Source organism: Cellulophaga geojensis KL-A, assembly GCF_000568425.1.
In the GTDB taxonomy this organism is placed as follows: Bacteria; Bacteroidota; Bacteroidia; order Flavobacteriales; family Flavobacteriaceae; genus Cellulophaga; species Cellulophaga lytica.
This window is the reverse complement of sequence record NZ_ARZX01000001.1, coordinates 1-23,452: the sequence shown is the minus strand read 5'-3', so window position 1 is coordinate 23,452 and position 23,452 is coordinate 1. Positions and strand designations below refer to the sequence as shown.

Below are 23,452 nucleotides of genomic sequence, written 5' to 3'. Positions count from 1 at the left end.
TATGACATTTGTCATAGTTATAGCATAAAATAGCCTGTATTTTTACCTTAAAAATACGCTATATAAATGTGCAATTTAGTTCAGAAATACAATATTCCAGGTCCAAGATATACTAGCTACCCAACAGTTCCGTATTGGGATATTAATACGTTCTCTGGTAAGGAGTGGGAGCACACCTTAATAAAATCTTTTAAAGAAAGTAACGCTACAGAAGGCATCAGTTTGTACATACACTTGCCTTTTTGTGAAAGTCTTTGTACGTTTTGTGGTTGCCATAAACGTATAACCAAAAGGCATGAAGTAGAAACACCTTATATACAAGCAGTATTAAAAGAGTGGCAATTGTATTGCAATATGTTGCCAGAAAAACCAATTGTTAAAGAGTTGCATTTGGGTGGTGGTACACCTACTTTTTTTACACCAGAAAACTTACAGGCACTTATAAATGGTATTTTTAAAAAAGCAGAACGAGCAGCGGAATACGAGTTTAGTTTTGAAGGTCACCCAAACAACACTACTAAAGCACATTTACAAGCATTATATAACGTAGGTTTTAGGCGTGTAAGCTATGGCGTGCAAGATTATAACAGTACTGTGCAAAAAGCAATAAACAGAGTACAGTCTTTTGAGAATGTAAAAAATGTAACGGAGTGGGCTAGAGAAATAGGGTATACCTCTGTTGGTCATGATATTATTTTTGGACTGCCACACCAAACACTACAGCACGTAGAAGAAACCATTTTAAAAACAAAAGAATTGCTGCCAGATAGGTTGGCTTTTTACAGTTACGCACACGTACCGTGGTTAAAAGGTAATGGGCAGCGAGGTTATAAAGACGAAGATTTGCCAACAGCAACACAAAAAAGAGACCAGTATGAGAAAGGAAAAAACTTACTAGCAAAAGTAGGTTATAAAGAAATAGGTATGGATCATTTTGCCCTAGAGAACGATAGTTTATACCAGTCTATGGTAACTAACAATTTACATAGAAATTTTATGGGGTATACACCATCTAAAACACAAGTAATGATAGGTTTAGGTGTTTCTAGTATTAGTGATAGTTGGTATAGTTTTGCGCAAAATGTAAAAAGTTTAGAAGAATACAATCATTTGGTATTTAATAATATAATTCCTATTTATAGAGGACACATTTTAACACAAGAAGATGTTGTAATTAGAAAACATATTTTAAATTTGATGTGTAGGTTAGAAACTTCTTGGAGTAACAAAAATGAAGAATTTGCACAATTAAGCGAAACTTTAGACAAGTTACAAGAAATGAAGAATGATGGTCTTATAGAAATTTCTTCTACAAAGCTAACTGTATTAGATAAAGGCAGGCCTTTTATTAGAAATATATGTATGGCTTTTGATGTGTTACTACATCAAAAAACACCACAGACAAGACTATTTTCAATGACAATTTAATTATAAACTTTAAATTTTACGCATGAAAAAAATAATAGTACCTGTAGATTTTTCAGATCAATCTAATAAAGCATTAAAAGTTGCTGCATCTTTAGCTAGTAAGCACAACGCAGAGCTTGTAGTTTTGCATATGTTAGAGCTAAATGCTGTAATGATTTCTTCTGAAGGATTACCACAAGAGCAAGTTGTATTTTTATTAAAACTTACAGAAAAAAGATTCTCAGAGTTTTTAGACAAACCATTTTTAAAAGACCTAACAGTAACACCAATAATAAAACATTACAAAGTGTTTAGTGAGGTTAATGAGGTAGCAGAAGAGCACAAAGCAGACTTAATTGTTATGGGCTCCCACGGTGTAGATGGTTTAGAAGAAATTTTTATAGGTAGCAATACAGAGCGTGTAGTGCGTAATGCAACAGTGCCAGTTTTGGTAATTAAAGATGATATTGAAGATTTTACAGTAAACTCTATTGTTTTTGCGTCTAGTTTTAATGAAGACAACATACCAGCTTTTCATAAAGTAAAAAGTTTTGCCAACCTTTTAGGAGCCAAAATAAACTACGTGTATATAAACACACCAGGTGATAATTTTTTAAGTACAGAAGATGCGTATACCAGAATAGCACAGTTTATATCTAAAACCAATGCAGGTATAGAAGTAGAAATTTATAACGACTATACTGTAGAAAAAGGAATTTTAAATTACAGCAATACAACAAATGCAGATTTAATAGCCATATCTACACACGGCAGAAAAGGCTTATCTCACTTTTTTATGGGCAGCATAGGAGAAGATGTTGCAAACCACGCCACCATACCCGTTGTAACATTTAAAATATAAACATAAAAAAAGCAGGTTTTAAAAACCTGCTTTTTCATTTCAACCAAACATGTAATCAATTATTACAACTAACCATTAACCACGTATTATTCTTTTTTTTTAGTACTATTCATTAAAAAACCTACAACTATTGCCACTAATACAATGCATACTAGCGCAAAAATGGCAATCATTATTTTACCATTATTTAAATTAGATAATATTATATTTAATTTCATTATTGGTGGTGTATTTATGTTTTATACCGTAAAGATATTGGCTAAAACCCACCTATAATATGATAATTGTCAGTCTTGCAAAAAAAAGTAATTAAAGTTCTGTACCTGTACTAAAAACAGCAATAGTTAATAGTATTAATGCTGCAATTACAATTATAAATGCAGCTATAGTAATAGTGTTGTTCTGAAAAAAGTAGTTACTTGTTTTTTTCTCTTCTTCTTTCATAAACTTAATATCTTCTTCTCCTTGTTTTAAATCTCTTTTCATTGTTATAGTTTTTAGTGTGTGCACAAGTATACAAGAATGTGGTAAAAACTAGTATCGCAAAAAAAAATAAAAATAACTCAAATGCTTTATGGTAAATGAGTTAAGGATAATATCATTTGCGGCAATGTAACCCCTATAGTTTGCTGAAATTTGTAACACAAACAAATAAAATATAAAAATTATGAGCAATAACAGTAACACATTATTAGGAGTATTAGCAGGAACCGCAGTAGGAGCAACATTAGGAATTTTGTTTGCGCCAGACAAAGGAATTAATACCAGAAGAAAATTGGTAGATGAAGCCGTAGCAACAAAAGAATCTCTTGCAGATAGTGCTTTAGATTTAAGAAATACGGTAGCTGCAACAGTAGCAACAAATAAAGAAACGTTAGACACAAAAATTGAAAACTTAGTATCTGACGCTAGTTACAAAGCAGACGATGTAATTAACCAATTAGAAGGTAAATTAAAAGAGCTAAAGGCTAAAAACAAAAAATTACAAAAATCATAAATGAGTGTAATTAACTCCATAGACAAAACGGCAACTGAAGCCGCAGCGGCTGGAAAAAAATACGTAGATGTATCTAAAAAATACTACGAGCTAAAAGTTTTTCAGCAGTTAACAAGTACATCATCCTATGTAGTAAAAACAGTTATTATAGGAGGCCTACTACTGTTAGCATTTTTGTTTATGGCAATTGGCGCTGCACTGGCTTTAGGAGACTTGTTTAACAATATACCATTAGGGTATTTGGCAGTAGGAGGTATTTTTATACTGTTTGGCCTATTGGTGTATAGTAGAAGAACATTTATAGATAAAATATTAATTAAAAATATGTCTAAGACATATTTTGATTAAACCACAAACTATGCAATACACATCATTTAAGCAAATTGAGCTGGATTTGAAAAGGCTTAGTTTAGAAAGGCAAATACTAATAGAAGAGCTAAAGTCACAAAAACACCAAGTTGCAGAAGACTTAAAACCATACAACTGGGTAAGCTGGGCTTATAAGCTGGCACGTAAATACGGAGCTTTACTAGTTATTAAAAAACTATTTAAATAAGCTATTGCCTAACGTTTAATCACAAAAACACACACAACTATGAGTAATGAATATGCAAAAAACGAAAGAGATAACATAGAAAAATACCAAGCAAAAGGTTACACCAGTAACTTTAGTGTGGTAGATGGCAAATTGGTAGACGTAGAAGAAAAAACCAAATACACGCCACAACAAGTTTTTGTGGTAGAAGAACACAGGTATGAGGGTATGAGTAACCCGTCTGATATGTCTATACTGTATGTTATAAAAACAGAAGACAACAATAAAGGTACTGCTTTAATTGGCTATGGGCCAACGGGTAATTTAAATGCAGCAGAATTTTTTAAAGACATACCCAAAGAAAATTACAACAATTAAACTGTTCCCCAAAACAGCTCTATATATATGAGAAAAAGCAACACTATTTTTAGTGTTGCTTTTTTGTTTATAACAAACTACCATTAAAAAGCTACCATTGGTAAAGTATTTTGCTACAACTATACATATGTATGTTTTAAGTAGAAAAATTAATTATAAATTGTAAGAAAATTAGTTAGTTGGTTTTTAAGTTAGAATTGTAAGAGACGAGACTGTTCCCCAAAAGAACCTCTCTTTTAAGAGAGCAGCACTATGTATATAGTGTTGCTTTTTTTTGTAGTAATTTATAATTAAAAAACTACCACAGGTAAACTATTTTATGTCAATTACACATTTCCGTAATTGTGATATAAAAAATAGTTTTACATTGTAGGAAAATTAACAGACAAAAAACAACTAGAAAGGCAAATGTGCGTTTATACAACCATATTGGCGGAATAAACGCAATTAATTGCGTTTATATGTAGTTACCACACATTTAAGAACAACCAATGGAATTAACAACTATAAACCAAATCCGTGAGAAAAGAGATTCTATTCGAGAAAATATAAAAGACTTGAATTTGAAAGATTATAGTTCTGAAAAATATGGTAGCGAAAACGAATACACTTTTAGAGGTCTGATTGGAGGAATTGAAGCTTTATTAACTGATATTTCTACATTAACTAGATACCCTTCTAAATTTGTCAAAATATCCACTTACAGTGAAAGGAATAGTATTTATTCAAATTTAACTCGGATAGAAACATATTTAACAAGTCCAGCTAATTACATTCCTCAATTTGAAGCTTTAAAAATACTTTTGAGAAGTTATAATGTAAGATATTTTTCAGACAGACAAATTGAATTTGAAAGTGAAATAGAAGATGTAAGAAAAATTAAACTACAATTACAACAGGTTTTAGTTGACTCAAAAGAATTAAATCAAAATATAGAAAATAGCAATAGTACTTTAGAAGAAAAATTAGAAAAGAGTAATGAAAAACTAGAAGAAATTGAAGCGGAATTAGAAAAAATAGTTGAACAAAAAGACAAATTAATTGAGCAATCGGAAACTCTAGAGACAATAAATACTAATCTAGAAACAATAAATGAAACAGCCTCTGAAAACCTTGTAGAAATCACAGAATCATTAACAGAAAGTAAATCCAATGAAAAACTAATTACTTCTTTTGCTGACAAAGTTTTAGACAGAGAACAACGACTTGATGATTTAGAGTTGAAAACAAAAACTAATAATGAAAAGCTTCAGGAATATGATTTAGAAAGGAAATCAATTTTAAAAGAAGCTAACAAGTTAATTGAATCATCAAAAAAAGCACTTAATTACACTACTGCAGAAGGGATTAGTGCATCTTTTCAAGGACAGTATGAAAATTCTAATAACAAATGGATTTTTGGAAGTTGGATTTTTGGTGCTATTGTCTGTTTAATTGGAACGGTTTGTTTAGGAATTTGGATTTTAGAAACCAACCCGAATAACATTGGACTTTTAATTGGTCGAATTTCACTTCTTCCTCTACCTATAATCGGAGCGATTTTCTGTGCTAATCAATATACAAAACAGAAAAACATTATAGAAGATTATGCTTATAAAATGGTTTTATCTAAAGCTATTGTTGGCTTTTCAGAACAGTTAAAGAAAAATGGAACTGATGGAAATGAAGAATATGTACATTACATTAAAACTGCTCTTGAAGAAATACATAGAGACCCATTAAGGAAAAGAGACAGCAAAAAATCTAACGAATCAAAAGAGTCTGGAAATTTAAAAGATTTAGTTGAAGTAGCTGAAAGAATAATTAAAATGACAAAACTTGATTAAAAAACGTGTGGTAACACCGTATATAATTTATTGCTAGTTCTAGCCTACTTACGAATCCCGAAGCGTCGGGACTTACGGATTTTCTATTCGGTTTTTATTTGCTAAATTAGGTGCTTAAACCACGCAACAAACCATATACAAACACGTTAGCCACAAGCTGAATGAACCAACTGAAAGCCAAAATAAAATACCTGAAATCATTTCTAAAATCGGAATGGGATTTTAATGATTATCCATTAGAAACGTGGAAAAATCCGAATTCGGAACAAAACAATTTGGAATATGGAGCAAAATTTACGAATTGGTGGAGTTTAGTCGCTCACGGAGAAACGGAAAATAAAGCTGTTGAAAATCTAAAAAAGCACCTTACTGATTTTAAGAATAATAATACGGAAATCCCAAGACCTGGAGCAAATGTTCCATTAGAATATACCGAGAGTGACCGAATTGAAAAAAACGAACATATCGCATTCGAATTTTTTGACAAAATAATCGGAATTAATTTCTACGACTGTTTTATATCTGACTTGAGTTCATTGCACGATTTTGATTTAGTCAATGAACAAACTTTAGAAAAAATTGAATCTGTATTTGGAATAGTTCCTAGAGACAAAGACTATTTCTTATCCGATATTTTCGAACAAATAAATGAAAAAGCCAGTGGCTAACACCGTGTAAAAAACATAGCTAATAATTACTAAACCGAAAGGTTTGTGTATATTTAGTAAGCCCGCCAAATTTTTGATTTGGCTTTTGAAAAGAGAAAAATTAAAAACAAAATATAATCCCGAGGCTTCGGGACGGCTCTGTGTTAATCCGAAAAGTTAGCGTCTTTTTATACGCAACTAATTAAGAAAATTGAATCTTATAGAAAAGAAACTTTGATGAAAAAAATTATATTACTTGTGATAATAGGGCTTTCAATTTTTGCTTGTGCAGATGACAATGAATGTTGTATAAACGTTGATATTGGAATTGATATAAAATACTTAAATGCGGAAGGCGATAACTTATTTGAAATAGATAATGGTTATAACGAAACGAGCATTACCATTTACCATAAGATAAACGGAGAATGGAACAAATATTATAAAAGTAATTTAGACTCCCCAAAAGGAATTAAGGTTGTTAAAGGAGAAAACGGAAAAGTTTTAAATATTTCACCAAGTACAACGTTGGACGCAAACAATCTCTCAGAAACTAAAATTGAATTTTCTGACTCTGATTTCGATATTATAAAAACAGAAATTGACAAAAACAGTTCTAATACAATTGTAACAAAAGTATGGTATAATGGAAATTTAAAATGGGAAGCTAATAATAGCGAAAGAATGTTTGAAATAATTAAATAAAAACAGTTTACAGCTATGCGTATAATTCATTGCTAGTATACGCCTACTTACAAATCCCGAAGCTTTTAGACTAGCAGACTTTTTATTCTGTTTTTATTTTCTAAATTAGGTGCTTAAGCCACGCACTAACTATATACAAATACATTATACATCATTTAAGCACAACATTAAAAATTAGAATTATTATTTGATGGAAGAAAAGTTAGTGATGAGTATAGCAGAAAAGTGGAGTGTTAATCCAACAAAACTATTGGAACGGACATACATAAAAAATGAGTTAGGATTGGTAGGGAAATAAATACTACAGCTAAATGAAACAGTACAGTTTAAATGAAAAGATAATAGTACTTAAGGCAAAAAAAAGCCCACTCTTTATTAGAGTTGTTATGTTCTTTTTTGCTTTTACATCATTTCTTATACCATTAGTAGCTACTATTATGTCAATTGCAATTGGAAAAGGATTACAGATAGGGTACTTTATTGGTTTATTCTTATTTGGACTTATAGGGTTTAGACTTTTAAAAATAGCTCTTTGGAATACTTATGGTAAAGAGACTATAATCTGGAATTCATCAACATTAAAATACGAAGCAAATTTTGGATGGTTTAAGGATCAAACAAAAACTATAAAATTAAATAAGATAGATTTTTTTATAAATAAAATAGGATACGCAGAAGAAAAAATAGGAACATTGGTTATAGGGGATGAAAATAAAAAAATAGAATCAGCTATTAAAATACCAACAGTTCAGATTGAGGAATTGATAGTGAAATTAAAAGAGATAGAACAAACTGGTGTATAACAATAATTAAGGCAAATTAGTTTATTATGCAAGCAATGATTATTCAAAAAAACAGATGAAAAAACAAACATTCCTTCTCCTTTTTATTATTCTAATGTTACAAAGTTATATTGTTAAATCTCAGCAAGCATTTGTAACTCCCTCAAGTTATATAGATAGTATTTTTAGTGCTGTAGAAAATAATGATTTTGAAAAATTTAGAAGACAGTTTGATTCTAGTGAATTAAAAAGGGTTAACCACTTGAAGAAAACACAAAAGGGAAGTAAAATGCTTGAGAATTTTATTCTTTATGTAAATAATCAAGAAAAGATAATAGCAAAGAATTATAGGGATATAAGCGATACTATAAAAAAGTATAATCTAAAACTTGATAATCAATATTACAATACATTTAAATATTATATAAAACCAAATGCAAATAATGAACCAGATGAGAGAACAGCTAACGTAAGTTTTAATTTCTTAAAAGATTCTTTATTGATTACCATTTCTCCCTATTACTATAAATTGCATAGATATAATAACCAGTGGGTTTCTAAAAATAAACTAGAATTAGAAAATTATAAACTAAGTAAAATTTCTTCTCAAAAAACATACTTTATTAATGAGTTAAATGAAGACTTTTATACTTATGGCGTCAAAATTTTTAATATAATTAAAAATAAAGATTTCAAAAAATTAAGTAAAGAATACCCTCAGGAAAAAGAATATGATTTATTAGATGCTCCAATGAGGTCTGCAAGAGAACTTTCTAATTATTTACGGGAAAATAAGGCTAAATTAAATAAGGGTTTTTATAAGTTAGAAATTTTAGAGTCAATTATACCTGAAAAAACACAGGTTAGATGGTACAAAAAACAATACAGATATGAGGCTAATATGGAGATAAGGTTATTTGTGAAAACTAGTAAAGGAGATAGGTATTTAAATATAATTTGTTTGCCTACAAAAAATAGGATAATGCTTTATAACATAGATACAGATCTAGATTTACCTTAATCATAATTAAGTACAAGAGTAACAAATGGAATTTACACAAAAAAAATATACAATACCAATAGTACTTATTTTTTGGATTTTATATGTTTTACAAACCTGAAATTTGTCTTTTAATTCTTGGTTCTTTACTTATACTAATAGGAATTAAATCTTGGGCTGTTATAATGGGTATTAAAAAAACGGAATTGAATGCATAGGTAAAGCCCTATTCTATGGCGCTGATAAAGAGGGGATGTAGAATACTTGCAATTGAATTTAAAACTAGAAATGGACAACAGGTAAAGAAAAAAGCCATACAGTTATGCATCAACCAATTTAAGTAAAATTAAATATTACAAAGACAAAATTAAAGTGCCTGTACCTGTCTTGTATAATAAAAATAATCACCTCAATTTTGATGGAAGAAAAGTTAAGAGATCATATTCAAAATTTAATACCTCTTACAGATGATGAGTTTTCATTTGTTCTATCGCATTTTTCATTTGAAAAATATAAAAAAAATGATTTTCTTATTCAAGTAGAAGATAATGTAAAGTGTTGTTATTTTGTTGTTTCGGGACTTTTAAAATTAGTTTACGATGACACAAATGGGAAACAGCATATTGTTTCATTTGCAATGGAAGACTGGTGGGAAAGTGACTTTTCAGCTTATTTTACAGAAACTAAAGCTAAAATGTCATTACAGTGTATTGAGGACACTATGGTATTTTCTTTAAGCTTCAAAAATTATCAAAAACTATTATCTCAATTACCCAAAATGGAGCGTTTTTTTCTCCAAAAATCTAACGCAGGATACATTTCTTCACAAAATAGAATTTTATCTTTTTTAACTTCAAATGCTCAGCAAAGGTATAAACAGTTACTTAAACAATATCCTCAACTATTTCAGCGAGTTCCCAAAACTCTTTTAGCTTCATATTTAGGTGTTTCACGTGAGACACTTAGTCGGCTTTCTTCTTAACGTATTTAGTCTCTTTAAAATTGTGATGTTTATCACGCTCTAACAGTACTCTAGTTTAGAAGTTTGTAGTGTACAAAATAAAAAAGAAGAAAAAATGGAAAAAAGAATAATTAATCCTTGGAAATGGCAGAACGAAAGAAGTTATGCACAAGCAATTGAAGTAAGAAAACCAGAAGGAACTTTGTATGTTTCTGGGCAAACAGCAATAGATGCTGATGGAAAATCTAGCACTGCAGATATGCAAACTCAATTAATTAAATCTATAGAAAATTTAGAAAAAGTGATAACGGAAGCCGGTTATGAATGTAAAAATATTGTGAGATTAAACATTTATACAACTTCATCTGAAGAGCTTTTTACCTGTTTTGATGTTTTCCAGAATTGGATTAAGAAACATAACATAAAGCAAGCAAGTACACTATTAGAGGTTAAAAGTCTTTTTGAAACTTTAAAAATAGAATTAGAAGTTACCGTGGTAAAATAATATTGGATTAAGGCTCTAAAATCATAAAAAAAACAAATAGCTGACAATGTGTAAAGGTAATAGCTAGTTTACGCCTATTTATGAACTCCGTAGTATATGTATTTATCTATTTTTTATGTACTATTTATTTGCTAATTTGGTACGGAAATATATAAACACTTTAAAACTAATTCTGTAATAATAAAAACCATTAAATATTTTCCAATGAAAAATATATCTATACTTGCAAGTCTTTTAGTTGCCTTAGCTTTTATTTCATGTAAAAATGATAAAAAAACAGAGAAAAATGAACTACAGGAACCAGTTAAAAAAGAAGAGACTGTTACAAAAAAGGATGTACAAACAGATAAACCAGATAATACTAATGTAAAAGAATTTTTATGGGATAATATACCTGAATCTACCCTAGATATTGGTGCGTACCCTTACATTACACCACCAAAAGGGATGATTGTAGACAAAGATGGATCTGAATCTTTTGAATTTGATAAGCTTGAGTTTTTTGATGGTAATACGTTTTTTGTACTAGACGGTAGAGTAGAGCGTATGCAAATAAAAATGGAAGGCGATAAAGAATGGCAACAATATTTATTTGATAAAAGTGTCTCTGAATATTTAAAATCTATTGGAGCAAATTTAATTTTTGAAGGACAAATTCCGTCAGAGTTAACTCAAAAATGGGGCGACAGTCCAAATGCTATTTACAAACATATGCACGAGTTTTATGGAGCAGATGTGGTAAACCATCCTGTTAGTTTTTATGTGCTTAAAACCGCAGATAAAAAAATAGCTTTTCAAGTATCCTCTAACTCCAAAACCATTTCAGTTGTAGAAAATAAAGCGTTTGTACAAACAATACAAAAAGTTACTGCAGAGGATATTTTAAAAGAAATTACTGATAAAGGTATTGCTACATTACATATTAATTTTGATACTGGTAAATCTAGAATTAAGGCAGATTCTTATGAAGTAATTAGTGAAATATCTAAAATGATGAAATCTAATCCAGAACTAAAAATTAGTATTGAAGGGCACACAGATAATGTAGGTGACGCTTCTTCTAACCTAAAACTATCTAAAAACAGAGCACAAGCCGTACTAATGGCTATTGTAGAAGAAGGTATTAATGAGACCCGTTTAAAAAGTGAAGGATTTGGACAAACAAAACCTTTAGATGATAATACTACAGAAGAGGGTAAAGCACAAAATAGAAGAGTAGAGCTAAGAAAAATATAGTATATGTAAAGTAGCCTTTTATAGCAATTTGTAATAAGTTTTGTTAAAGGGTTATTTATAAGGAAACAGAGCCTCTGAATTTTTTATTCAGAGGCTATTGTTTTTTAATATCTTATAAATTTATTACAACTTTGTTGCATTAACAAAATACATTCTTATATTTGCAATCTTGTTGCATTAAATATAGTTTATTTTGAAATTAACGTTAAACAGGCCAGATACTTTTGGCGCACTTGCCAGTGCCTTATGCTTAGTTCATTGCTTTGCTACACCTTTTATTTTTATAGCACATAGTTGTGCTGCTGGTGGCTGTGTAACTAGTCCGGTATGGTGGCGTAGCTTAGATTACATTTTTTTAATTATTTCATTTTTTGCGGTATTGCAATCTGCAAAAAATACCTCTAAAAATTTTATGAAACCTTTACTTTGGACAAGCTGGTTTAGCCTGTTTTTTTTAATTGTAAACGAAAAAATACAGTTACTTTCTTTACCAGAAACCGTAACTTATATTATAGCTATTGTACTTGCTGCATTGCATATTTATAACTTAAAATATTGCCAGTGTAAAACCAATAATTGTTGTAGTAATAATGGATAAAAATAATATAGAAACAGTAGGAGATAACCATATAGCTACAAGTGTAGATACTCCTTTGCGTAAAAATGCTTTTCTAAAGTCTGATGATGAAAAGATAAGCGCTATTCAGCATCACTTTAAAAAAATAATGGAAGAGTTAGGTTTAGATATTACAGACGATAGCTTATCTGGTACGCCATATAGAGTTGCAAAAATGTATGTTAAAGAACTTTTTTATGGTTTAGATCCTAAAAACAAGCCAAAATTATCTGTTTTTGAAAACAAGTATGCTTACAATAAAATGTTGGTAGAGCAAAACATTACTATAGACTCCTCTTGTGAGCATCATTTTTTACCAATAACGGGTTTTGCACACATTGCATATGTGCCAAAAGATAAGGTTATTGGGTTATCTAAAATAAATAGGTTGGTAGATTATTATGCGCACAGACCACAGGTACAAGAGCGGTTGTCTTTGCAAATATTAAAAGACCTTCAAAATACATTAGAGACACAAGATGTTATAGTTATGGTAACAGCAAAACACTTATGTGTATCATCTAGAGGCATAAAAGATAAAAGCAGTTTTACCACAACACTAGAGTACGGTGGTTGTTTTACCAATGAGCAAACCAGAAACGACTTTTTAAAAATAATAGAGAAAACAACGGTATAATTTTAAAAATAAAAACAGTAATCTAAACCTTCACAATTGTATGTGTTTTTTATTTGTTACATTGGTGTACTAATAATAACAACCAACCAAACAAATTTTAAATATGAAAAATACAAGCCACTCACTATTAGTTATTCTTTTCTTTCTTATAATTGTTTCTTGTGATAAGAAAATAACGTTTGAGCAGCAAATTAGTCAAGATGTTTATCAAAAAATAGCGAGTGGGTATTGTGAAGAAGATAAAATACCAAAAGACGCAGTAATTAAAAACTTTAAGATAGGAGAAATTACGCCTATTGGAGATACAGGTATGATTGATGTTGCTTTGGAGTTTGATATTACTGATGCAGATGGTAATGAAGAGCACATTACAGAAGCAATGCTTTATTTAGATAAAGGAAAGGATAAAAAAATGCTTGCTATTTTTTGTGAGTACGATTATAGAAAGCAGTAATACAATACCTAAACTTATAGGGCATACTCTATTTTATAAAAATTACATATTAACAGCAATTTTTATGTTTACCAAAATTGCTGTTTAGCATACCATACATAAACCAGTTTTGCTTATCAACTGTAATAAATACTGCTATTTATTATTTTGGTATAAATTTTTTCTCTAAACATAGTTTTAAATACTAAAAGTTTACAATAGTACCTCTACAGCATCAAATATATACCAAACCCGGTCATATATATATTCATACAACTATAACTCCTTAATTATCTGTACGTTTGCTTTGTGTAAAAAAGTAATTAATAACAGTACAAAATATAATTATAGATGAGAAGGGGATTAATGGTATTATTTTTTTTAACTCTAACCTTGTTTTCTTGCAAAGACAAGGAGATAGGTACAGAAGAGGGAATTGTAAACATTGAAAAAATTTTAGAAGAGAATTTTGATGATGATTTTGAAGTGTATCAATTGTCATTAAACGCATCTACTTTAAAAAGTAACCTAGATAATATAACAAGAGTATATAAGGTTAAGGACATTTTTTTTCAGGACAAGTTTGTTTATAATGGTTTTACAGATCCCGTAAAAAGTCCGTTTGCAAATTTATTTAAACAAAATAAGCCTTTTAAAGTAGGAGATGCTAATGTATCTATTATTCCTACTAAATATAAAGAGGCTATAGCGCTTTTAAAAGAAAAAGGATTGTTTAAAGAAAAATCAGACTACATACTTAACGATTGGGTTTTTGAAGCAGATAAAAATGGAGATATTTTTTCTGAATTTGATTTGCAATATGAAGTAGGGGCTAATAAAGTTGGTAAAGTTATCACCATAATTTATGATGAGTATAGCTTTAAAGTAGATAAGAATAATGCATTAAGTTTAATAAAGTAGTAGTAAAATGAGTAAAGTAATAAAAAGTTTATGTTGTGTGTTGCTTCTAGTTTTATCTAGTTGTGGAAAAGGAACTAGTGGTACTATAGTATTAAGTACAAAAGAAGGAGTTTCAGAAATAAAAAAAATAGTAGAAGACCAATTTGGGTTAGACAAAGATGCTTACTCTTTAACTATTTCTAACAAAAGTTTAAACTCTATAGAGGTAGAGCAAGTAACTGTTATGCTAGCAGAAAAAGGTAAATCTTCTATGTGGTTTTATTCTACAGTAATGAATAAGCTTTTTAAACCAGAATCTGGAGTAAAAGAGACTGATAATACAAAAGCCGTAAAATTAAAAGATTTTAATGTAGATAATATCCTAGCAAATTATAACAAGGCAATTGTTTTAATAGAAAAAGAAACAAAAGAATTTAATAACTACAGGTTAGAAGGTAGTTATAGTATGATTGTAGATCAAGAGACAGGAAAAATAAATGAGTCTTTTAATTTATTTGCTGATAAAATCTCTACCAAAGAAAACAGTTTTTACGGCAAACGAATAGAAGATAGCAATGTGTTTAAATTTTCATTTAAAACTGATGAAAATGGTACACTTGTAGCTACAGAAGGATTAAACGTATTTGAAAAATAAATAATAACCAACTAAATAAAATTAGAATGAAAATAGAATTGTACAAAGCAGTAGATCATCCTACAATTGAAGACGTAGAAAAAGTATTAAAAGAAAAATTAGGAGATAAGTACGAGTATAAATTGAAGAAAAAAGCAAGCTTAGCTGGTGCTATGGTTGGCGGAGCGGCTCAAGATCAAATTACCGTAATTAAAAATGCTTACCACAGAACGGTTGTTGGTTTACAAACAACATCTAGCTCATCACCATCTGTACCTAAGTACACAACTATAAACTTTTCTGAAGCTACATTAGCGGGCTGGTTAGGGTTTTTAAATAACCAAGTAGGCTTTATTGGCAGAATTGTAATACGCTTAATATATGGTAGTGATTCTGAAATTTATGATGAAGTAAGAAACACTATTAAAGACAACATGAATATAGAAATAGAAGTGCATGAAGCAGGTTTAGGTGCATTATTTAAAAAGAAGAAAAAGGAAGAAGCTGTAGAGGCATAGATGCTTACTTAAAACAAAAAAGTCCCTTATCTAAATTTTAGATAAGGGACTTTTTTATGCGTTTGTATTAATACTAGAAAGCACCAATAAAGTGGCTACCAGTTGTGTTAACTAGTTCTGCACCTTTTGTAACTTGGCCAGTTACAGTGTTTATAACGTATATGTTTCCGTTTTTACCAACAGGAGCTTGTGTTACGTAAATATCATCACCATCTACAACAAAACCTTGGTACTGAAATAATTCAAAATCTACTTCGTAAGGAATGTCATTTATAGTTGTTGCTGTTTTTGCATTTAAATCAACCAATGCAAAAAAGCTTTCGCCTCTACCAGAAATACCTTCTGCAGAACCATTATGGCGGTAAGCAACAACAGCTTTACCATTAGCAGCTGGTCTCCAAGCTAAAATATAAGCACCTTCTACACCTAAAGCATCATCTAAATTAAAATCATACGAATTATCATATTCATTATCTGCATCAATTTTTAAGATATGAGAACCATTAGGATCACTTTGGTTAGCTTGGTATACGCTACCATTGTATAAAAATGCATTAATACTACGGTAACCGTTTGTATTGCCATTACCGGCAGTAGAAGTAATTACCGTTGGGTTTAATAAAGATGGGTAGTCTAATACAATTGTTTTAGAACCTAAAATTTCATAATCACTGTCAGACTCTGCAGTTGCAGGGTCTACTTTACTTAAACGTGCGCCAATGTATAATTTATCTCCAGCAGCATTTAAAGTAGGCATATCTATTCTAGAAATGTAATAACCTTGAGCTTCTTCTTCTGCAGATAAAGAAATGCTTTGCTCTTCAAAGTTTTTAATAGAAGAGTTTTCTAAATCTAAAGTAACTACACCCATAGTAGCTTCAGTGTGTAAATATGTATCATCAGTGGCATCATCAGGTGTACCATTATCATCAAACTGGTGTTCTGTAGAAACATAAACAGCAGCACCTGTTTGGTCACCATCAAATAATTTTATCCATCTTGGAGCAGTACCAACATAAGGAGCAATACTAACTTCTGTACCTGTTTTGGTAAAATTTTGTCCGCCTTCTACAGTGTATTTTGTATAATTACCACCAGTATCACCAGCATAACTAATATTAAACATTGTACTACCATCTTCAGATGATTGTAACCTTGCAGTTCTGTTAGATGGCACAATAAATCCGTTATCAAAAGGAGCAATAGATACCGTTGGGTCTTTGGCATCTTCACTAGATAAGGAGTAAATTAAAGTACCACCATTACCATCTCCAGGATTGTCTCCCATTTTAGCTGCTGCAACAGTTATCCATCTGCCAGCAATTGGCTCTTCAGTATCTGTTGGTGCATCTCCGCTATCATCACTACTACAAGAAGCCAATAACCCTAATGTAGCAAAGGCTACAGCAAAAGATTTAATATGTATTAAATTACGTTTCATTTTATATAATGTTTAAAAAATTAAAATTTATTTATGGTATAATTAAGTTTAAAGTAAAAGGCTCTACCTGGTTTTTGTACCGATAAGTTGTCGTACACAGGCTCATCAAAAATGTTTTTAATATCAAAACTTGCAATCAGTTTTTTATTAGGAAAAACATAGCTAAGTCCAAAATCTTGTACCAATTGTGTAGGTACTTTAAAAAACTCGTCTCCTACAGTATTTTTACCTTGTGGTGGTAGGTAAGAGAACTCATCTGTAAAGTACATTGTATAAAAAAGGTTTAACCTAGATTTTTGTTGTATTACATTTTTAAAAGCGTAACGCACATTACCATTCATAGTAAAAAACGGAGTGTTAGGTACAGCTATGTCTATACCATTACTCTCTATATTTAGTTTAAACGTAGAGGCATTAAAATTTAGATTAAAGTTGTTGTTAAACGTATAATTTAATTGTGCGTCTATACCTTTAGATGTTCCGCTTCCTTGGTTTACGTATACAATTAGTTCATCATCAATATTTAAAGATGTTTCTATAGGTAAGCCAATACGGTCTTTTATGTTTCTAGAAAACAAATTGGTAGCTACAGTAAAATTGTGTTTTTTAACCTGAAAAGAACCAAACCTAACCCCTAAATTGTAATTGTTACTTTGCTCTGGATTAATACTTGTGTTAGCAACTACATTGTCTCCATCATCGCCAAAAACCTCTGTTTCATTAGGTAATCTTATGGCTTTTTCTGCAGATGCTAATACGGTAATAGTAGGTGTTATGGTGTAAGATGTAGCAAAACCATAACCAGTGTGCTCTACATCACTAACAGTAATTTCATCTACAACAGTAGCATTACCATTACTATCTTCTTGTATCTCTGGGTCTATATTTTCTGTTTTTTGCTGATATAATTTACCAAACACATTTGCTTTTAACTTGTTATTTACGGCAGACAGCTCATAACTTAAAGAGTATATGTTTTTATGTAAATTTCTTGTGCCTTTAAATGTGTTTTCTAAAACAGACCTTAGCTCGTCACTATCTTCTCTATCAATTCCACTATAAATATGATTGGCAACTATTTTGTTATTCTTATTAATAGCGTAAGATATACCTGTTCTAATAGAAGAAACATCTCTTTTAATTTTAGCTAAAGTTGGTCCGCCTTCTTGCTGAGATCTCCAAGTATATTGGTATTCATCTCCTCTAAAATCAATTGCTCTATCTCCGTTCCAACTATAGGCCCAAGAAACAGTGTCATTAACAGTACGGTTTCTTTTACCATAAACACCGTTTATTGTAACATCTAATCCTTTGGTAAAAAGATCATTTTTTTTGTAAATAAAATTAGCCAGTAATGCATTAGACTCTAAAAACCTGTCTTTATATGGCGTAATTGTCATAAAAGCACCATGCTGTACCTCTTTATAATCATCAGATCCGGTAACACCAACCAAAAACTGATCTGCCCATTTTACATTTGTAAATCCAATTTGTGCCATACCACCAGTAGAGCGGTAAGCATCATTAAACCTACGAGCTGTTATAGGGGTTTGTACACCACCTAAACCAGTAACAACTACACTTCTTCCAGATACTTTATAGTCGTTATCTGAGTAATTGTGAAAAAGAGAAGTTTTTACAGTAAAACCACTATTGTTAGACCTGTACAAACCATTAACACTAGCTTGTAAGGTGTTAAAAGACCCGTAAGATACAGATGCATTTAAATTAGTTTTAGCATTATCTTTTAGTACAACATTAATTGCACCACCCAAGGCATCATCTGCCAAATGGCCAGGAACAACACCTTTGTATACTTCTATATTTTTTATCATAGAAGGTGGTATGCTATTTAAGTTAAATGAAGAACCATACATAGAACTAGGAATACCGTCTATAAAAATACGTACAGCACTACCAGATAATCCGTTTAGACTATAGCTAACGTCTGACCCTAAACCACCATTTTGTCTTATTTTTACACCAACAGTAGTGTTAAGTAGCTCATTTGTTTGTATGTTTCTAATACTTGCTTCTTCAGTTTTTACTACGTTTACAGCAAAACCTTGAGTTTCTATTTGGGTTTCTTTTGTTTTACCGTTTAGTAACACCTCATTTAGCTCATTGTCTTCATTATAGCTAAGTGTATGTTTAATTTTTGTGTTTTTTTTAGATACCTTAACCGTAATATATTCAATGTCTTTGCCGTAGTATTTTATTGCAATTTTATGAGTTCCGTAACCAAGGTTGTTTAGTGTAAAGTATCCCTTGCTGTTTGTATAAGAGTGCTGAATTGGTTTTTCTGTAAAAACAGATGCTTCTGCAACCGGTATACCATTTTTAAAATAAATAACTCCAGATATAGTACCTGTTTCAATTTCTTCAGATGCTTGTGAAAAAACCGGAAAAGTTAATAGCAGGCTTAAAACTGATACTATTTTTAACATAGAATTAAAATATTTTTTATATTTATTAAGACTTAGTCTAAATTAATTTAGATTTGCAAATCTAAGTTTAGGACAACTGAAACAACTAACGTAAAAGGAAGTTTTAACAACGTATTAAGAAATAATGAGTGTAGGGTTAAAAAGCTTTTCTTCTTTTATTAATTTTAATTGTAGCACTGTAAAAGCTACCCAAGATAAAATTAGTTTAAAGGGGACCAACATAGTAAGTAATGTACACAACCAAGTAGATGAAGAGGTCTTAGTGTGTAATAGTACTATAGTTGTAGCTAATAAAAACACAGTAACAGAAATAGGGTTTAATGTAGATGTTACTAGTGATGTTAGATTTGTAAAGTTGCATTTTTCATTGCGAGGTAATTATTTACACTCTTGTACCAATACAACCAATTTTAAGGTAAATGTGCCAGAAGGGTGTTGTAATATGTTTTTTGTGCCAGTTTTACCAACAGTAGAAACGTATACAGGTAGGCACCATAAAACTTTAGAGGTATATATTACACCGCAAGAATTGGCAAAAATTGTAGGTGCTGAGTTTGGGACAGATTTAAAACAGTTTTTTTCTAAAATTACCGCCCTAGAACCAGCAGCTTATTATAAAAAAAGTAAACAAATACCTTTAAAATTTAAAAACCAGATTAACGAAATTTTACAGTGTAAATACACTGGTAGTTTAAAAGACAATTATTTAAAAAGCAGGCTTGTAGTTTTACTAATAGATTTTTTAATGAAAACAGCAAAACCTGTGGCAGAAGAGGCAATTATAGCTGAGCAAGATTATTTAGCACTGGTAAAAGTAGAGGCGTATTGTAACCAAAACTTAAAGAAAAAACTAACCATTAATCATTTATCGCTTATTGCTGGTTTTAATACAACAAAGTTAAAACGCGACTTTAAAAAGGTATATAAAACCACCATTTTTAAACACATAACCCAACTAAGAATGCAAAAAGCAAAAGAGCTTATACAGGAAAAAGGCTTGTCTATTGCTGAGGTTTCTTATGAAGTTGGCTACTCTAACCCACAGCATTTTACGGCAGCTTTTAAAAAAACAATTGGCTACTTACCAAGTAAACTAATTAAATAACCACTAATTCACCAATTCTTGTTCTTCTCCTAAGTAATTTGGGTCTCCGTGTTTTTTTTTAATAAAAAACATACGACTTCTTTAAATGTACGTTTGATATTTTTTAATTAATTTTTGTTAATAAGTTTGTAATTACTATTATTGTAGGAAATTAGCACTAGATAAGTGGTTCTAAAAAATATGTGAGTCGTGTTTTGTAATTAAAATAGATTTAAGTACATATTTTATATGATTACCGAAATAGCTATAGAAATTGATAACCTTAAAATTAAAAAATGAAAAATTTATTTTATTCTTCAGTATTTATATTTTTTGTAAGCCTTCTTTTTGTTGGTTGTACAAATGAGTCTGAGGATAACACAAGTACTGAAGAATTTAAGTATTCAAGTTTAAAAAATATATTAAATACTTCAACTATAGAAGATGAGTTGATGTTGGAAAAAGGTAGTTTTATTGTTGATTGGAATAATCCTATGCTAGTAGAAGTTAACAAAAAAGATTTTGGAAACGATACTTATATGTTTAAAGCTGAATCCAAAGGTGGTATTTATAAAGGTGAAAATTTTTTACCTGCAACGCACTGGGTTATAGCAAAAACTAAAGAAGGAAAAACTGATTTAAAAATACATCGTTTTGAACCTTATGCAAATACTATAACACCTAACCCTTCTCCTTTACAAAAAAATGGATTTAACGGTTTAGAATTTATTTTATCTAATACAGGTAAAATTGATGATATTTTAACGTATGAAAACGGAGAGGTTATTGCTTCTTTTTTAGAAATTAAAAAAAATGAAGTAGTAGGTAGTAAATCTGCTAAAGCAAGCTCAGACGAGTTTGATAGTTGTAGTGATATAAATTATGTATGTAACCCTGATGAAACCAATAATGGTAGTGGAGGGTACCAAAGAGTAACAGTATATGTTTACGTAGCTTGGGTTAATGAATATTATGATGTACATAATAATTTTACAGGTTATAATGTTCAAAGTATAAAAGAAGAGAGTTATACAACATGGGTTTATGTTGGTAGTAGTACTTCACCAGCACCAATTTACAACTATGAGTATAGAAATGTTTCTACGGGAGGACTCATACGACAAGTTTCGGTGGAAGATAACGAAGCTGATGGTATATGGCATACCGCATGCAGAAGTTTTGAATATGAGGACTTAGGTTTAACAGGAGTAAAAGTGGCTGCTGTTAAAGGAATAGAGCATCCTGTGCTAAGGATGGACAGATGCCCAGGTATAGGATATGTATTTCCGCAGTCTACTTATTATTTTACACTTCCTTCTTGGAAACCTAGAGCTAAGAAAGAATCTGCTATGGCTTTGGAAAGAGCATTTAAAAAACTTAATAAATATTTCGAAGATGACATACCTTGTACACCTAATGGTCAGTCATATATAGGATTGTTATCCTCTAAACTACTCGAGTTTACCAAAGAAGAGTTTACCAGAATTGGAGGAACAGCCTCAAAATATCCGCCTTCTGGATGGAATGGAGAGGTACATGACTATGAAACTAATATTGGACTTACTGTTCCTGATTGTTAATTTAGATTTTAGATTATGAAAAAAAATATTCAATGTTTTATTATAACTATTTTATTAATTACTCCAATGATATCCAAATCCCAATTAAATGAATCTATTCTGTTCTCAGATTTAAATAATATTATAAACGAGGATTTCAGAAAAACAGTAGACAGTGATTTAGACAATTGGGATATAGAATATAAAAGCGATTTTTACTATGAACCAAATACGTCAAAAGCTTATACTTTCTTAGAATATCCGATAAGTTCAGCTTCTTTCTATATTTCCGAGAATAGTAAGATTAAAAAATTTGGGTTGAGGATTACCGTTAGCGATGGTGATGAATTCTATCAAAGAATGTTCAACCAGTATGGGAATTCATCCGTTTGTAGTCCCAATCAATATTATTTTGACAAGCATGGCGTTAGCTTGCCAAAAGAAGAGAACGAAGAGGCTATGGAACTGCTTTCCAAAATACCAATGCCTACTTTAGAAGATTATAAGGATACAAATTCAATTACTTGGAGCAAAATAAAAAGTGAATCGCTTGGGTTTAGTGTAGATATAACGATTTATAATTCTCCAATTGAAGGTTATAATTTTGAAAGCCCTCAACGTATTTTGCGTATTCTTTTTGAAAAGGAATGTGATGATTAATGTTGTAGAAATGCAAACAAATATGGTATCCAAATATTCATACTTGGACTAGTTTGTCTAAAACCGAAAGAGAAAGAATAAATAAAGTAATTTCTGACTACATAACCAATAACTCTAACGAAAGCTGTACAGAATGAAAAATCTAACATTAATACTTTTTTTAGTTTCAACTCTAATTTGTTTCTCTCAAGAAAAAAAGAAAGAAACTGTTTTTATATTATTTAATGCTATAAGTAATGAAAAATGTAAAGTTCCTGTTGAAGGGAAAGGCTATAAAAAATTAAACAAATTTAGAAAGGAATATGAAGATTATGGTAATATAATTAATTTCAAAATCTGTAATGAAACTTTTAGTTTTAACAAGACAAAAAGCGTTAAAGATACTTGTTCCGTGAAAATATTAAACAAACTTAAAATTGTTGATTTAGAGTATGTTATCAATAAAAAAAACAAGAATATATTAAAATATAACCCATTTGATAAAATCTATATTGAGGAAAAAATCTCAAACAATAAAATTATAAAATATGGAGTAGTTTGGATTGATGAATGGTTGATAATTGAAGATTAAATACTGCCTACTACACGGTATATAAAATATAGAAGCTAAGAGCTTAAAAATTAGATGGGTTTATTTTGGGAAGGTTTAAAGTATCCAAATATTCATACTTGGACTAGTTTG

The 23,452-nt window shown here is 30.3% G+C and carries 27 protein-coding genes; 24 read left to right on the top strand and 3 right to left on the bottom strand.

What is annotated here, in order from left to right; genetic code table 11:
• Positions 1 to 66 precede the first annotated feature (66 nt).
• Positions 67 to 1,428: an oxygen-independent coproporphyrinogen III oxidase gene (gene hemN, locus KLA_RS00130; RefSeq protein WP_034642706.1), complete on the top strand. Its 1,362-nt coding sequence runs from the start codon at positions 67 to 69 to the stop codon at positions 1,426 to 1,428.
• A 22-nt stretch (positions 1,429 to 1,450) separates the two neighbouring features.
• A complete protein-coding gene (locus KLA_RS00125) occupies positions 1,451 to 2,269 on the top strand; it encodes a universal stress protein (RefSeq protein WP_013621777.1) in 819 nt (272 codons plus the stop codon).
• A gap of 309 nt (positions 2,270 to 2,578) precedes the next feature.
• Here KLA_RS00125 and KLA_RS18040 read toward each other — a convergent pair whose 3' ends face one another.
• Positions 2,579 to 2,755, bottom strand: coding sequence for a hypothetical protein (locus tag KLA_RS18040; RefSeq protein ID WP_013621778.1), 177 nt, complete (start codon positions 2,753 to 2,755; stop codon positions 2,579 to 2,581).
• A 181-nt stretch (positions 2,756 to 2,936) separates the two neighbouring features.
• Between KLA_RS18040 and KLA_RS00120 the strand changes: the two genes are divergently transcribed.
• From KLA_RS00120 to KLA_RS00035, 18 genes are all read left to right on the top strand, one after another.
• Positions 2,937 to 3,266: a YtxH domain-containing protein gene (locus KLA_RS00120; RefSeq protein WP_013621779.1), complete on the top strand. Its 330-nt coding sequence runs from the start codon at positions 2,937 to 2,939 to the stop codon at positions 3,264 to 3,266.
• On the top strand, positions 3,267 to 3,614 hold the full coding sequence (locus tag KLA_RS00115; RefSeq protein WP_013621780.1) for a hypothetical protein: 348 nt from the start codon (positions 3,267 to 3,269) through the stop codon (positions 3,612 to 3,614).
• 10 nt (positions 3,615 to 3,624) lie between these two features.
• Positions 3,625 to 3,822 carry a hypothetical protein gene (locus KLA_RS00110; RefSeq protein ID WP_034643305.1) on the top strand — a complete coding sequence of 66 codons (198 nt, stop codon included), beginning with the start codon at positions 3,625 to 3,627 and terminating at the stop codon, positions 3,820 to 3,822.
• Positions 3,823 to 3,861: 39 nt separating this feature from the next.
• A complete protein-coding gene (locus KLA_RS00105; protein WP_013621782.1) occupies positions 3,862 to 4,179 on the top strand; it encodes a hypothetical protein in 318 nt (105 codons plus the stop codon).
• Between the two features lie 491 nt (positions 4,180 to 4,670).
• Positions 4,671 to 6,005: a coiled-coil domain-containing protein gene (locus KLA_RS00100; protein WP_034642702.1), complete on the top strand. Its 1,335-nt coding sequence runs from the start codon at positions 4,671 to 4,673 to the stop codon at positions 6,003 to 6,005.
• A 161-nt stretch (positions 6,006 to 6,166) separates the two neighbouring features.
• A complete protein-coding gene (locus KLA_RS00095) occupies positions 6,167 to 6,673 on the top strand; it encodes a hypothetical protein (protein WP_034642699.1) in 507 nt (168 codons plus the stop codon).
• A gap of 237 nt (positions 6,674 to 6,910) precedes the next feature.
• A complete protein-coding gene (locus KLA_RS00090; protein WP_152536817.1) occupies positions 6,911 to 7,357 on the top strand; it encodes a hypothetical protein in 447 nt (148 codons plus the stop codon).
• A gap of 311 nt (positions 7,358 to 7,668) precedes the next feature.
• The gene (locus KLA_RS00085) at positions 7,669 to 8,160 is read left to right on the top strand and encodes a hypothetical protein (RefSeq protein ID WP_034642693.1); all 492 of its coding nucleotides are present in this window, start codon (positions 7,669 to 7,671) and stop codon (positions 8,158 to 8,160) included.
• A 55-nt stretch (positions 8,161 to 8,215) separates the two neighbouring features.
• The gene (locus KLA_RS00080) at positions 8,216 to 9,160 is read left to right on the top strand and encodes a hypothetical protein (protein ID WP_152536816.1); all 945 of its coding nucleotides are present in this window, start codon (positions 8,216 to 8,218) and stop codon (positions 9,158 to 9,160) included.
• 397 nt (positions 9,161 to 9,557) lie between these two features.
• Positions 9,558 to 10,121 carry a Crp/Fnr family transcriptional regulator gene (locus KLA_RS00075; RefSeq protein ID WP_034642690.1) on the top strand — a complete coding sequence of 188 codons (564 nt, stop codon included), beginning with the start codon at positions 9,558 to 9,560 and terminating at the stop codon, positions 10,119 to 10,121.
• Between the two features lie 94 nt (positions 10,122 to 10,215).
• Positions 10,216 to 10,605 (top strand): RidA family protein, encoded by a 390-nt coding sequence (locus KLA_RS00070; RefSeq protein ID WP_034642688.1) that lies wholly within the window; start codon positions 10,216 to 10,218, stop codon positions 10,603 to 10,605.
• A 204-nt stretch (positions 10,606 to 10,809) separates the two neighbouring features.
• Positions 10,810 to 11,841 carry an OmpA family protein gene (locus KLA_RS00065; protein WP_034642686.1) on the top strand — a complete coding sequence of 344 codons (1,032 nt, stop codon included), beginning with the start codon at positions 10,810 to 10,812 and terminating at the stop codon, positions 11,839 to 11,841.
• Between the two features lie 193 nt (positions 11,842 to 12,034).
• Entirely contained in the window at positions 12,035 to 12,439 is a 405-nt protein-coding gene (locus KLA_RS00060) for a MerC domain-containing protein (RefSeq protein WP_034642685.1), read from the top strand.
• Positions 12,432 to 13,094, top strand: coding sequence for a GTP cyclohydrolase I FolE (gene folE / locus KLA_RS00055; RefSeq protein WP_034642683.1), 663 nt, complete (start codon positions 12,432 to 12,434; stop codon positions 13,092 to 13,094). The genes KLA_RS00060 and folE overlap by 8 nt, the downstream gene beginning before the upstream one ends.
• A 103-nt stretch (positions 13,095 to 13,197) precedes the next feature.
• On the top strand, positions 13,198 to 13,548 hold the full coding sequence (locus KLA_RS00050) for a hypothetical protein (protein WP_013621792.1): 351 nt from the start codon (positions 13,198 to 13,200) through the stop codon (positions 13,546 to 13,548).
• Between the two features lie 330 nt (positions 13,549 to 13,878).
• Positions 13,879 to 14,448, top strand: coding sequence for a hypothetical protein (locus KLA_RS00045; protein ID WP_013621793.1), 570 nt, complete (start codon positions 13,879 to 13,881; stop codon positions 14,446 to 14,448).
• A gap of 7 nt (positions 14,449 to 14,455) precedes the next feature.
• Positions 14,456 to 15,082 (top strand): hypothetical protein, encoded by a 627-nt coding sequence (locus KLA_RS00040; protein WP_034642676.1) that lies wholly within the window; start codon positions 14,456 to 14,458, stop codon positions 15,080 to 15,082.
• A gap of 26 nt (positions 15,083 to 15,108) precedes the next feature.
• Positions 15,109 to 15,579: a hypothetical protein gene (locus KLA_RS00035; protein ID WP_034642675.1), complete on the top strand. Its 471-nt coding sequence runs from the start codon at positions 15,109 to 15,111 to the stop codon at positions 15,577 to 15,579.
• Positions 15,580 to 15,652: 73 nt separating this feature from the next.
• On the opposite strand, the gene KLA_RS00030 is transcribed toward KLA_RS00035, so the two are convergent.
• Both KLA_RS00030 and KLA_RS00025 read right to left on the bottom strand, forming a co-directional pair.
• Positions 15,653 to 17,020 (bottom strand): hypothetical protein, encoded by a 1,368-nt coding sequence (locus tag KLA_RS00030; protein ID WP_034642672.1) that lies wholly within the window; start codon positions 17,018 to 17,020, stop codon positions 15,653 to 15,655.
• Between the two features lie 20 nt (positions 17,021 to 17,040).
• On the bottom strand, positions 17,041 to 19,467 hold the full coding sequence (locus KLA_RS00025) for a TonB-dependent receptor (RefSeq protein WP_034642669.1): 2,427 nt from the start codon (positions 19,465 to 19,467) through the stop codon (positions 17,041 to 17,043).
• Between the two features lie 124 nt (positions 19,468 to 19,591).
• Here KLA_RS00025 and KLA_RS17445 point away from each other — a divergent pair, with 124 nt between their 5' ends.
• The 4 genes from KLA_RS17445 to KLA_RS00005 all read left to right on the top strand — a co-directional run bounded on the left by KLA_RS17445 (position 19,592) and on the right by KLA_RS00005 (position 23,341).
• Positions 19,592 to 20,572 carry a helix-turn-helix domain-containing protein gene (locus tag KLA_RS17445; protein ID WP_051456013.1) on the top strand — a complete coding sequence of 327 codons (981 nt, stop codon included), beginning with the start codon at positions 19,592 to 19,594 and terminating at the stop codon, positions 20,570 to 20,572.
• A gap of 275 nt (positions 20,573 to 20,847) precedes the next feature.
• Entirely contained in the window at positions 20,848 to 22,131 is a 1,284-nt protein-coding gene (locus tag KLA_RS00015; RefSeq protein WP_034642664.1) for a hypothetical protein, read from the top strand.
• Positions 22,132 to 22,146: 15 nt separating this feature from the next.
• Entirely contained in the window at positions 22,147 to 22,770 is a 624-nt protein-coding gene (locus KLA_RS00010) for a hypothetical protein (RefSeq protein WP_034642659.1), read from the top strand.
• Between the two features lie 133 nt (positions 22,771 to 22,903).
• Positions 22,904 to 23,341 (top strand): hypothetical protein, encoded by a 438-nt coding sequence (locus KLA_RS00005; protein ID WP_034642655.1) that lies wholly within the window; start codon positions 22,904 to 22,906, stop codon positions 23,339 to 23,341.
• Positions 23,342 to 23,452: the final 111 nt, after the last annotated feature.